Annotated in this window: 13 protein-coding genes; 9 read left to right on the top strand and 4 right to left on the bottom strand. The window is 45.1% G+C overall.

The window, feature by feature from the left end; all coding sequences use genetic code 11:
- Positions 1-24: 24 nt before the first annotated feature.
- The gene (locus tag VOR_RS18895) at positions 25-192 is read right to left on the bottom strand and encodes a hypothetical protein (protein WP_010317436.1); all 168 of its coding nucleotides are present in this window, start codon (positions 190-192) and stop codon (positions 25-27) included.
- 307 nt (positions 193-499) lie between these two features.
- Between VOR_RS18895 and htpX the strand changes: the two genes are divergently transcribed.
- The 9 genes from htpX (at position 500) to VOR_RS0101350 (ending at position 7648) form a co-directional block, all read left to right on the top strand.
- Entirely contained in the window at positions 500-1363 is an 864-nt protein-coding gene (gene htpX / locus VOR_RS0101390) for a protease HtpX (RefSeq protein ID WP_010317435.1), read from the top strand.
- Between the two features lie 222 nt (positions 1364-1585).
- A complete protein-coding gene (locus VOR_RS0101385; protein WP_010317433.1) occupies positions 1586-2005 on the top strand; it encodes a nuclear transport factor 2 family protein in 420 nt (139 codons plus the stop codon).
- Complete coding sequence (locus VOR_RS0101380) at positions 2002-2724, top strand: SDR family NAD(P)-dependent oxidoreductase (protein ID WP_010317431.1); 723 nt, start codon at positions 2002-2004, stop codon at positions 2722-2724. Before VOR_RS0101385 ends, VOR_RS0101380 begins: the two co-directional genes overlap by 4 nt.
- A gap of 30 nt (positions 2725-2754) precedes the next feature.
- Entirely contained in the window at positions 2755-4029 is a 1275-nt protein-coding gene (locus tag VOR_RS0101375; RefSeq protein ID WP_010317429.1) for an NAD(P)/FAD-dependent oxidoreductase, read from the top strand.
- Positions 4029-4769 (top strand): DUF1365 domain-containing protein, encoded by a 741-nt coding sequence (locus VOR_RS0101370; RefSeq protein ID WP_010317426.1) that lies wholly within the window; start codon positions 4029-4031, stop codon positions 4767-4769. Before VOR_RS0101375 ends, VOR_RS0101370 begins: the two co-directional genes overlap by 1 nt.
- 57 nt (positions 4770-4826) lie before the next feature.
- Positions 4827-6074 carry an SAM-dependent methyltransferase gene (locus tag VOR_RS0101365; protein ID WP_010317424.1) on the top strand — a complete coding sequence of 416 codons (1248 nt, stop codon included), beginning with the start codon at positions 4827-4829 and terminating at the stop codon, positions 6072-6074.
- The gene (locus VOR_RS0101360; protein WP_010317422.1) at positions 6074-6571 is read left to right on the top strand and encodes a DUF2878 domain-containing protein; all 498 of its coding nucleotides are present in this window, start codon (positions 6074-6076) and stop codon (positions 6569-6571) included. The genes VOR_RS0101365 and VOR_RS0101360 overlap by 1 nt, the downstream gene beginning before the upstream one ends.
- Positions 6549-7124, top strand: coding sequence for a chalcone isomerase family protein (locus VOR_RS0101355; RefSeq protein WP_010317420.1), 576 nt, complete (start codon positions 6549-6551; stop codon positions 7122-7124). Before VOR_RS0101360 ends, VOR_RS0101355 begins: the two co-directional genes overlap by 23 nt.
- Positions 7121-7648: a DUF3833 domain-containing protein gene (locus VOR_RS0101350; protein ID WP_010317418.1), complete on the top strand. Its 528-nt coding sequence runs from the start codon at positions 7121-7123 to the stop codon at positions 7646-7648. The genes VOR_RS0101355 and VOR_RS0101350 overlap by 4 nt, the downstream gene beginning before the upstream one ends.
- A 43-nt stretch (positions 7649-7691) precedes the next feature.
- Here the strand turns inward: VOR_RS0101350 and VOR_RS0101345 are convergent, their stop codons facing one another.
- The 3 genes from VOR_RS0101345 to VOR_RS18985 all read right to left on the bottom strand — a co-directional run.
- Entirely contained in the window at positions 7692-9998 is a 2307-nt protein-coding gene (locus VOR_RS0101345; RefSeq protein WP_010317416.1) for a YgiQ family radical SAM protein, read from the bottom strand.
- Positions 9999-10211: 213 nt separating this feature from the next.
- Positions 10212-10811, bottom strand: coding sequence for a hypothetical protein (locus VOR_RS18990; protein ID WP_286118362.1), 600 nt, complete (start codon positions 10809-10811; stop codon positions 10212-10214).
- The coding region (locus VOR_RS18985) for a S1 family peptidase (RefSeq protein WP_286118361.1) at positions 10812-11471 on the bottom strand (660 nt) is incomplete at its 5' end. It lies immediately after the preceding gene.

The raw sequence follows: 11471 nt of genomic DNA, 5'->3' as shown, positions 1-11471 counted from the left end.
AACTGTTACCAGTCTTGCTAACGGCTATTTTTCTTGCATTAGCCCCATAAGAGCTTGTTGCGTGTCAGATATTTGCTGCTGTGCGGCAGGTGTACTGCCAATTCCCAATTGCTGTTTCGCTTCATCTTCAGAGAGACCTAAGTGGCAACACAGTAAATCAATCGCCATTTGATAGTTGCTCGTTTCAGCCATGATGTTGTCCTTTGTCTTTCGAGAATGTCTATTTCTAACGCAATGTAGTCGTTTTAAACGGGTGCCTCAATACGACCAAAGTCTTATGTGTCTCTGTTCTTATGCGATTGATGAGCGAATAGCTCTAATCTGATTATTTCGCGAAAGATTTTACATATCGCTCTGCTGCAGACATCAAATGTTTCAATTTATCGCTTAACCTTGTTTTTCAAATCTTAGACTATATGTATATGAAAAATTGTGTGGGTTCATGCTAGCGTCGCTCGCAGCCTACACTCATAATAAGATTTTCATTCGGAGATAAGTAATGAAACGAGTCATGTTATTTCTAGCAACCAACCTTGCGGTGGTTCTGGTTCTTAGCCTTGTATTAAATATTGTTTATGCTGTGACGGGGATGCAGCCCGGCAGTTTATCTGGCTTGCTAGTCATGGCCGCGTTGTTTGGCTTTGGCGGTTCATTTATTTCATTATTGATGTCAAAGAGTATGGCTCTGCGCTCGGTTGGTGGAATGGTGATTGAAAGTCCACGTAACGAAACAGAACACTGGTTACTGCAAACTGTGAACCGTCAAGCTCAGCAAGCCGGCATTGGTATGCCAACGGTGGCAATTTATGATTCACCGGACATCAACGCTTTTGCAACTGGCGCTAAGCGTGATGATTCCCTCGTCGCTGTTTCAACAGGGTTATTGCACAGCATGACACGAGACGAGGCGGAAGCGGTATTGGCGCATGAAGTGAGCCATATTGCCAATGGCGATATGGTTACGATGACCTTAATGCAGGGTGTGGTTAATACCTTCGTTATTTTCTTATCGCGCTTTATCGCAAACATTGTGTCATCTCGTGATTCAGAAGAGGGTGGCGGCAGCAATATGATGGTCTACTTTGGTATCTCTATGGTGCTGGAATTGGTATTTGGCTTCCTAGCAAGCTTTATTACGATGTGGTATAGCCGTCATCGCGAATTCCACGCCGACGCAGGTGCAGCAAAGCTGGTGGGTAAACACAAGATGATTGCGGCGTTAGAGCGTTTAAAAATGGGGCAAGAATCTCAATTGGAAGGTTCCATGATGGCTTTTGGTATCAACGGTAAACGTTCAATGACGGAATTATTGATGAGTCATCCACCGCTTGATAAACGCATCGCCGCTTTGCGCAATAGTTAATCTAAGCTAACTAAAAAAGAGAAGGCCAGCGAATTACGCTGGCCTTTTTGATCACCGTAACTATTGAAATCTGGGTCTTTATTTGCTTTTTTTGATCTTAATTTCTCTTAACCACGTATGAACCGAAAAGATATAAAGTTATACAAGAAATATTTTGTATAACTAAGTGACTTGTACTATTTTGTACATGTGAAGTTTTTGTATAACTTATGGAAACGTACAATGGATGTCGAATCGGTTGCTGAGGTTTACCGTAAACTCAACAAAGAGAACTTACCTTTATTACGTCAGGTTTATCACGACAATGTCCTTTTTGAAGATGCAGCACATCGTATTGAAGGTTGGATAGCACTATCAGACTATTTTGCTCGTTTATATCAAAACGTACAGCGTTGCGATTTTACTATCCATGATCATCAACAAGTCGGTGATTGTGGCTTTCTCACATGGACTATGTCTCTGCAGCATCCTCGGTTAGCTCGTGGAAAGCTTATACAAGTACAAGGGATGAGCCATCTCAAGTTTCAAGATAACCAAGTCATTTATCACCGTGATTATTTTGACTTGGGAGAAATGCTCTACGAACAAATACCGCTGCTGGGAAGTGTTATCCGTTCGATTAAACAAGGGTTAGGGCAATGAAGAGTGTACTCATCACCGGAGCCACTTCTGGTATTGGTTATCAGTTAGCAGTCGATTATGCAAAAACGGGTTGGCAAGTGATTGCTTGTGGGCGTAACCAAGACAAGCTTAATCAAATGCACCAAGAGTATCCGCAGATCTACGGTATTGCATTTGATATTACTCAGTTAGAAGAGACCAAAGCTGCGTTATTTGAGCTGCCTTTTGTTCCGGCACTATGGCTTCTTAACGCTGGCGATTGTGAATACATCGATCATGGCCAAATGGACTCTCTTCGGTTAAAGCGAGTGTTTGACGTCAATGTGTTGGGCTTAGCTCATTGCATTGAGGCGATACAACATCACTTTGTCGCTAACCAGCGTGTGGCGATCGTCGGTTCCATCGCCAGTGAAATAGCGCTGCCAAGAGCCGAAGCCTACGGCGCTTCTAAAGCGGCGGTTAGCTACCTAGCACGCTCACTTATGCAAGATTGGCGAGCGCAAGGCGTTGCAGTGACTATGATTTATCCGGGGTTTGTTGCTACGCCTTTGACTGATAAAAATAATTTTGCGATGCCAATGATGGTCAGTGCCGATTATGCATCACAGGCGATTCGCCGTGGGTTGGAAAAAGGCAAAACCACCCTCTATTTTCCGGCCCGTTTTACGAGCCTGTTACGTTTGATTGGCAGCTTGCCCTATGCATGGCAAGGCAAATTAGTTGCGGCATTACTTAAATAACGAGCTGTTTTGTAATTAAAGGAATTGAGTATGAAAATCGCCATTATTGGTAGCGGTATTTCCGGTTTAACATGCGGCTATTATTTGCATAAACACCATGATGTCACCGTGTTTGAAGCCAATCATTACATCGGTGGGCATACTGCCACGGTGGACATTGAGCTTGATGGCCAAAATCACGCGGTTGATACTGGTTTTATCGTATACAACGACCGGACCTACCCAAATTTTATCGCCATGATGAATGAGATTGGCGTGAAAGGCATTCCGACTCAAATGAGTTTCAGTGTGCGTAACGATGCGAATGGGTTGGAATATAATGGACATACCGCAACTACACTGTTTGCACAAAAACTGAATTGGCTAAATCCCGTCTTTTACCGCTTTATTTTTGAAATCATTCGCTTCAATCGGCTAGCGAAACAGCAAGCAGAACAAGTGCATCAATCAATGCAAACCTTAGGTGATTTCTTACTTGAGCACCAATTTTCTGACTATTTTTGTGAAAATTATATCTTACCGATGGGAGCGGCTATCTGGTCATCTTCCTTGGCTGATATGCGGGTTTTTCCGTTAAGTTTCTTTTTGCGTTTCTTCCTCAACCATGGCCTGCTAGAGATCACTAACCGACCACAATGGTATGTGGTTGAAGGCGGATCGCGCGCGTACATCGAACCCTTGACGCAAGGTTTTAAAGATAAGATTCATCTTGATAGCCCAGTTACACAAGTCAAACGCGGCTCGGCAGGTGTCGAGCTCGTTGTTAATGGGCAATCACACCACTTTGATTATGTAATTTTTGCATGTCACAGCGATCAGGCATTAGGTATGTTAGAGCAACCGACAGAGGCTGAGCAAGAGGTGCTCGGCGTAATGCACTATCAAGCCAATGAAGTCACTTTACATACCGACACATCACTGCTGCCTAAGCGAAAAGCCGCTTGGGCTGCTTGGAATTATTGGCTTGATGGCAGTCCAGATCAAGAGTCGCGTTTACCAGCGCTGACCTACAATATGAATATCTTGCAGCATATTAAAGGCGCTCATACTTTTTGTGTATCGCTCAACAGCGGTGACCGCATTGCTGATGAGAAAGTGTTACGACAGTTTACTTATCACCACCCGGTATTCACCACGCAATCTATCGCGGCTCAGCAACGCAAGCCTGAAGTCAACGGTGTGAATAACACTTGGTACTGTGGCGCTTATTGGCGCAATGGTTTTCATGAAGATGGCGTGACCAGTGCGCTGGATGTTGTGACACAACTTGAAGCGCAAGCGCAGCAGTTAAAAGGCGCGGCGTGATGGAGACTGAGCCCAACAGTTGTTTGATGGTTGGCATGGTACGTCATCGACGCTTTACACCGATTGAACATGCGCTCAATTATCCATTGTTTATGCCGTGTATTGATCTCGATGAACTGGAGCAACTGAGTGATTCAGTTTGGGGGTTTGGCGAAAAATGGTGGCACTGGGCGCGTTTTCAGCGAGCCGATTATCTTGGTGAAGGGGATTTAAAACAGTGCATACAAGATAAAGTTCATGAGCTGACGGGCGACCGCTGCTCTGGAAAGGTGATGGCGGTATGTCATCTTCGTTATTTAGGAATCTATTTCAGCCCGGTTAATTTCTACTATCTTTATGATCAGCAAGGTGAATGGCAATACTTGTTGGCGGAAGTAAGTAATACACCTTGGAATCAACGGCACTACTACGCGGTAAAAGCACAAGCGGGAGAAGAGCAGCAACAGTGGCGTCACCAAAAGGCGTTTCATGTTTCTCCATTCAATCCTCTTGATCAGCAATATCATTGGAAGTTGAAGCCGCTTGGTTCGTCATTGAGTGTGCATTTGGAATGTCACAAAGAAGGTAAAGTTTTCGATGCGACTTTATCGATGAAGGCACAACCATTTAATTCAAAAAATTTACTCAAGTTATTGATCAAAACACCCGTGATGGCCGTAAAAGTGACAATAGGTATTTACTGGCATGCTTTAAAGCTGTGGCTTAAAGGAGCACCTTTCTACTCCAATCCACATTCATAAATACGCAAGATCTACACAGAGACAGTGTCTAAATAACAATAACAAGGAGAAGGCTCAATGCTTAATTCACAAACTCTCGCGTTGCCCAAGCAACTGACAGGGTTGCAAAAGAGTGCAAGAAGCTTCATTTTTCGCTGTCTACAGCGTTTAGACGTCGGCACTTTAACCATCATTGAAACCTTTTCCAATGAAGGCGCGTCCAGTCAGGAGACTTTTGGCGTACTTAAAGAGCATCAACCCCATGCAACTATTGAAATACATCACCCTCATTTTTATGCTCGTTTATTAAAAGGGGGTAGTATTGCAGCGGGTGAAGCTTACATGGATGGTTGGTGGGATAGCCCGAATTTGACCAGCCTAATTGAACTGATGGCTCGTAATGTCAGTGCATTAGATGGCATTGAAGCTCGCAGTAGTGTGTCGACCAAACTTTTTTATAAAGTCAGCCACTGGCTCAACCGAAATTCAATCGATAAAGCCAAAGAGAATATTCATGCCCACTACGATCTAGGCAATGATCTCTACCACACCTTTTTAGACAGCAATATGCTCTATTCCAGCGCGTTGTTTCTGCATCCGGATGAAACCTTAGAGCAGGCGCAAATCAATAAAATGGAACGTTTGTGCCAGCAGTTGCAACTCAAAGCAAGCGACCACGTTATTGAGATTGGCACCGGTTGGGGCGCGATGGCGATTTACATGGCCAAAACTTACGGTTGTCAGGTCACGACGACGACTATTTCTGAAGAGCAGCATTACTACACCGCGCAGCAAATAGAGCGGCAGGGGCTGGAGAGTCAAATCACCTTGCTCAAGCAAGATTACCGCCTGCTACAAGGTCAGTACGATAAATTAGTTTCGATAGAGATGATCGAAGCGGTCGGTAAAGAGTACCTTTCCTCTTATATTGAAAAGTGCCAGTCACTACTAAAACCCAACGGTTTGATGGCGATTCAAGCCATTACCATCGCTGATCAACGTTATGACTATTACAGCAATAGTGTCGATTTCATTCAAAAATACATTTTCCCCGGTGGTTTTTTACCCTCAATTACCGCATTGACCACGGCGGCGACACAGCACAGCGATTTAGTGGTTCGCAACCTGTTTGATCTTGGTCCTGACTATGCGCATACCCTTGCCCATTGGCGTCACCGTTTTGAGGTCGCAAAACATCAAGTTTCACAACTCGGGTATGATGAGCGATTCACGCGTATGTGGCGTTACTATTTCTGCTACTGCGAGGGTGGTTTTTTAGCAAAATCCATCAGTACCGTACATATGACCTTGCAAAGGCCGATGTAATGAAAATGCTGTTTGCTGTCTCTCTTTGGTTTCAAGCGACCTGGTTTGTGGCTGTGTTGGGGACAGAACATTTGCAGTGGGTGGCATTGGGCATGGTATTAGCCGCATTTATGTTCTCCTTACGGCACTTTTCCTATCCTTTGGAAAGAGTGATCGCGTTAACCATGGTGGGTATTATTATCGATGCCCTTAACCAGTATTTCGGACTATTCCGTTTTGCGACCAATGATTTTCCCATTTGGTTAATGGTGTTATGGGGCGCTTTTTCTTGGTATGCCTCCTATTTAGTGGTACTGCTAAAACGTTATCCATCCAAACTCATTTGTTTGATGGTCGGCGTGTTAGGCAGTTTAAGTTATTGGGCGGCAGAACGTTTAGGCGCTGTACATTTTGGTTGGCCATTGGGCTTGACTATGGCCATCTTGTGGCTGCAGTGGGTGATGATCGGTGCATTGATACTTAGGGTATTTAGCGATGATGTTGGCAAAGAGAAATAGGCTAAAAATACGGCATTTACTGGTAGTGATTGTTCTTTACAGCTTTGCAAATAGCGCTTTTGCCTCAATGGTAGAAGACAAACTGACCGAGTGGCAAACTTGGCCAGTGATTGGCCAAGCGAATTTAAGCTGGTTATGGCTAGATATTTATTCCTCGCAGCTGCGTACTCCTTCAGGGCAGTACGAGCAAGGAAGTGATTTATCACCTCATCCCTTAGCACTGGAAATTGAATATCAGCGTGACATCAGTAGTAAACAGCTGGTGGAATCGACCGCAGAGAAGTGGCAAAAACTCAAATTAACCGAGCAACAAGTTGCGCCGTGGCTGGTGCATCTATCGTCCATTTTCCCCAGCGTTACTGAGGGTGACCGCTTGATTTACACCTCCGATGGACAGCAGGGCGCTTTTATTTTTCATCCTAAGAACGGTGTTCAAGCGCAGGTTGGTACAGTAGTCGACGAAGCGTTAAATGAAGCCTTTCTCGCGATATGGCTGTCGCCACAGACGCAATACCCACACTTACGCAAACAATTGATAGGAATGCAACCATGAAAGCGATAGCCAGACGCAGTTATCTGTTACTTCTACTTTGGTTAGTGGGGTGCAGCGCTGATCTCACTCAATACCAATCCACGCAACCTAAGTTTGATCTATTTGAGTACTTCTCTGGTCGAACGTTAGCATGGGGTATGGTGCAAGATTATACCGGGATGCAAACGCGTCGTTTCGAGGTTGTCATCGACGGAAAAGTTGAGGGAAACAAACTCACTTTGGTCGAAGATTTCAACTTTGATGATGGTGAAAAGAGTCAAAGGGTATGGGTGATTGAACGCTTTGCCGATGGAAAATATATCGGCCAAGCGGATGATGTATTAGGCCAAGCCCAAGGTGAAGAAGTGGGTAACGCTTTGCGTTGGCAATATGATTTTTCCTTACCTTATGGTGATTCTACGCTAACCGTTACCTTTGACGACTGGCTTTACCGGCAAGATGAAAAGCGGGTGTTTAACCTGACTAAAATTAAAAAATTTGGTATCGAGGTCGGTAAACTAACGCTGTTCTTTGAAAAACAATAAGGCTCCTTACGGAGCCTTATTGTTTTAGCTTATGAATGTAATGTTATCTCTGTTCTGCGCGTGGCGCTCTTGGTTTAGAGGCTTGAGCAAACGGTTTGCCTTTACTTGTTGGGCGAGAGTGTGCAGGTTTAGATGTGCCGCCTTGGTTTTTCTTACCGTTGTCTGCCGCGCTGTTAGCGCGTGGTTTGTTTGGCGATTTGCTTGGTGAAGTAGCGTTCTCTTTATGCGGGTTAAGAGCATCAAAACCCGGCTGAGTTTTGGTGTGTTTGGTCGCAAAACGGTTCGCTCCGTGGCGGCCAGATTTACGACGCTGCGCAGGCGTGAGTGCATCCACATCATTCGCAGGCACTAAGCAGTTAGGTTTATCACCAATCAAATGCTTTTTACCCATGTTGATCAAGGCTTCACGGATAATCGGCCAGTTTAATGGGTCATGGTAGCGTAACAGCGCTTTGTGCAGCCTTCGTTGACGCTCTCCCTTTGCGACAGTCACTTCTTCACGTTTTTTGTATTTCACCCGTTTGAGCGGGTTAGTCTCTGAGTAATACATCGCGGTTGCATTACACATTGGCGATGGATAGAAGTTCTGCACCTGATCACACTCAAAATTGTTTGCTTTTAGCCACAGTGCCAAATTGAGCATATCTTCATCTTCCGTACCGGGATGCGCGGAAATAAAATAGGGGATGAGGTACTGTTTCTTACCTGCTTCAGCGCTGTACTTCTCAAACATCTCTTTGAAGCGATTATAGGTGCCCATACCCGGTTTCATCATCAGATCAAGCGGATTCTTCTCGGTATGTTCTGGGGCGATCTTGAGATAGCCTCCTACGTGATGCGTGACCAATTCACGTACATATTCAGGAGATTCAATCGCCAAGTCATAACGCACACCAGAGGCGATCATCACTTTTTTAATGCCTTTGACTTTGCGCGCTTCACGATAGAGATCAATCGTATGTTTGTGGTCGGTATTGAGCTTATGGCAAATTCCGGGGAAAACACACGATGGGCGGCGGCAGTTCATCTCAGCTTTAGGATCACTACAACCTAAACGGTACATGTTCGCCGTTGGCCCGCCCAAATCCGAAATGGTTCCAGTAAAGCCGGGAACTTTATCGCGGATCTCTTCCATCTCATTCAAAATCGACTCTTTTGAACGGTTTTGGATAATGCGCCCTTCATGTTCGGTAATCGAGCAGAATGAACAACCACCAAAACAGCCGCGCATGATATTAACCGAGGTTTTGATCATGTCGTAAGCAGGAATTTTACTTTTGCCATACATAGGGTGAGGCACGCGTGCGTAGCTCAGGCCAAACACGTAATCCATCTCTTCTGTGGTGAGTGGGATCGGGGCTTGGTTGACCCACAACTCACGGTCTCCATGGCGCTGGATCAGCGCCCGGCCGGAATAGGGGTTGGTTTCTAAATGCAGTACACGGCTTGCATGCGCGTATAAAATCCGGTCATTATTGAGCTTTTCAAAAGCAGGCAAACGAACCGCTGTTGTAGCGGCATCATGGCGAGAAGGACGAATGGTGATTGGCTTTGCTTCGGCTTCTTTTTCTTGATTGGTTTCACACTGCGTTTCCACCGCGTAAGGGTTCACCGGAACAAACGCTTTACCCGGTTTCTCAATACGTGATGAGTCAATGATGGTGTAATGCTCAGGCTCAGCGGCCAGGTTCACGGCCGTGCCGCGAATATTAGTCATATCAGCGATGTTATCGCCATTGGCTAAGCGGTGCGCTACTTCAACCAATGCGCGCTCTGCGTTACCAAATAGCAGTATGTCGGCTTTGGCATCAAATAGCACAGAACGACGCACTTTGTCTGACCAATAGTCATAATGGGCAACGCGGCGCAAACTGGCTTCAATACCACCGAGAACCAGTGGCACATCTTTATAGGCCTCACGACAACGCTGCGAATAGACAAGTGTGGCGCGATCTGGACGTTTGCCGCCTTCATTATTGGGTGTGTACGCATCATCATGACGTAATTTTTTGTCAGAGGTGTAGCGGTTGATCATCGAATCCATATTTCCGGCCGTGATGCCAAAAAATAGGTTGGGCTTTCCCAGCGCCATGAAAGCGTCTTTATTTTGCCATTGCGGCTGGGCAATGATCCCAACGCGAAAGCCTTGCGCTTCGAGTAAACGGCCAATGATCGCCATACCAAAACTGGGGTGATCCACATAAGCGTCACCCGTGACGATCACGATGTCACAGCTGTCCCATCCTAGGGCATCCATCTCCTTTTTACTGGTTGGCAGGAAAGGTGCGGTTCCAAAGCACTCTGCCCAGTATTTTTTATATTGATGAATAGGAGTGATGTTGCTGTGCATATTTTGACCTCTGATTAATGAGCCGCGCATTATAACGACTTGCACTGGTAGTATCTAGCGGAACATTGGCTTTGCGTTCTCTTTATAAAGAAAATTATTAATCAAGTGAGTGGTAAGTGTGTCGGAGAGATATTAAGTGATATGTGATAAAAAGGATGCACCAATAGTAAAAAGGTCAACCAGTAATAAAACGGGTTGACCTTTAGACAAGAGTTAGTGGCTCATGTAACGACGTCGAATCAATAAGGCTGCCAACATTGACAATAAAGTCATGCCACCAGTACTACCGCCGCCTGAATCTCCTGAAAGTGGGGGTAGTGGGGGTAAGGTAGAGGAGTAAGGCTTTTCATATTTCAAATTTTTGATATAAGCCGCATCGGTACCACTTACCTCATTGGATTTTTTTATGTATTCAAAGCGTATGTTGTTAAAGTCTTCGTTGAGGTAGAGTGTTTTACGGCCACTCTCTTCTCCAGATTCCATAATATATTCAACACCATTAACCTTAGCAATGAATAAGTCTCTGCTTGCTGATGATACTTGGAAATCAAAATGTAATTTTCCTTGTGGAACATTTTCCAACTGCAGTACGGATTGTTCCGCATCGGCCATCGGTGCTGAGCGTAACCAACCACCTTCTTCTATCCAGGGATTTGTACTGACGTTAATACCAGCGTTAGGTACAGCGATTAAGCTGCTCAAGGCTTGCGAGGCTGGCTGAAAAATTGTTTTGAACTTTAATGATGAGGTCACGACTCCTAAATTTAGTGGGCTGTTAGTGTCAATCTCTAAGCGCACATCAGCTGGTGTCATTCAATCAATGGTATAAGAAACATCAACATAACATTCGCTACGCGGAACCAAGCCTTGTGAACAGTTTTGGTCCGTGATATTTGCATAAGCTGGAGATAGTGTGACGTTGTTTGCGGTAATAGTCTCATTAGAGCCGTTTACAAAATGAAAGCGATGAGTATGAGTTCCATACTTAATCTCGTCTTTGAGTTGAGTTTGTCGGAAAGAAACATTGGACGTTCTTTTAGTCAGCCAATCATTAAAATGGTCGACTTTGGCATAAACGCCAGCCGCGTCTTGTAAGCCGCAACCACGCCCCCAACTAACGACACCATATTGAATAAAATTACCGCCGTCCTTGATAAAAACGGGGCCACCGCTATCACCGTGGCAGGTATCTTGCGGGTAACTGGTCGTACAAAAAGCGTCATCTCCTATACGAGGGTAGTTGCTACCACCTAAAGCTTGACACGTTGCAGTATCCATTAACGATACCTCTGCTTTACGCAAGATGTTGGAAGGATTACTCGATTTATTCCCCACTCGGTTATAACTGGTTGTACCAAAGCCAATGATCTCTAAAACCGTGCCAGCGTGTAGCCGATTAAGTGCACCAGCATCAGGTCGGGTGACTGCTTGTATTGGTAATGAGTTTTCTAATTCAAGGATCGCGATATCGTT

This window comes from Vibrio ordalii ATCC 33509 (assembly GCA_000257205.1).
Classification (GTDB): Bacteria; Pseudomonadota; Gammaproteobacteria; order Enterobacterales; family Vibrionaceae; genus Vibrio; species Vibrio ordalii.
Note: the sequence above shows the minus strand (reverse complement) of the source record. Positions and strands in the feature narration are given on the sequence as shown.

What these genes read in the sequence shown, in the direction of transcription:
- VOR_RS0101375 (WP_010317429.1), top strand. Translation starts at nt 2,755, where the DNA reads ATGAAAATCGCCATTATTGGTAGCGGTATTTCCGGTTTAACATGCGGC.
- VOR_RS0101380 (WP_010317431.1), top strand. Translation starts at nt 2,002, where the DNA reads ATGAAGAGTGTACTCATCACCGGAGCCACTTCTGGTATTGGTTATCAG.
- VOR_RS0101360 (WP_010317422.1), top strand. Translation starts at nt 6,074, where the DNA reads ATGAAAATGCTGTTTGCTGTCTCTCTTTGGTTTCAAGCGACCTGGTTT.
- VOR_RS0101365 (WP_010317424.1), top strand. Translation starts at nt 4,827, where the DNA reads ATGCTTAATTCACAAACTCTCGCGTTGCCCAAGCAACTGACAGGGTTG.
- VOR_RS18990 (WP_286118362.1), bottom strand. Translation starts at nt 10,811, where the DNA reads ATGACACCAGCTGATGTGCGCTTAGAGATTGACACTAACAGCCCACTA.
- VOR_RS0101345 (WP_010317416.1), bottom strand. Translation starts at nt 9,998, where the DNA reads ATGCACAGCAACATCACTCCTATTCATCAATATAAAAAATACTGGGCA.
- VOR_RS0101370 (WP_010317426.1), top strand. Translation starts at nt 4,029, where the DNA reads ATGGAGACTGAGCCCAACAGTTGTTTGATGGTTGGCATGGTACGTCAT.
- VOR_RS0101350 (WP_010317418.1), top strand. Translation starts at nt 7,121, where the DNA reads ATGAAAGCGATAGCCAGACGCAGTTATCTGTTACTTCTACTTTGGTTA.
- htpX (WP_010317435.1), top strand. Translation starts at nt 500, where the DNA reads ATGAAACGAGTCATGTTATTTCTAGCAACCAACCTTGCGGTGGTTCTG.
- VOR_RS18895 (WP_010317436.1), bottom strand. Translation starts at nt 192, where the DNA reads ATGGCTGAAACGAGCAACTATCAAATGGCGATTGATTTACTGTGTTGC.
- VOR_RS0101385 (WP_010317433.1), top strand. Translation starts at nt 1,586, where the DNA reads ATGGATGTCGAATCGGTTGCTGAGGTTTACCGTAAACTCAACAAAGAG.
- VOR_RS0101355 (WP_010317420.1), top strand. Translation starts at nt 6,549, where the DNA reads ATGATGTTGGCAAAGAGAAATAGGCTAAAAATACGGCATTTACTGGTA.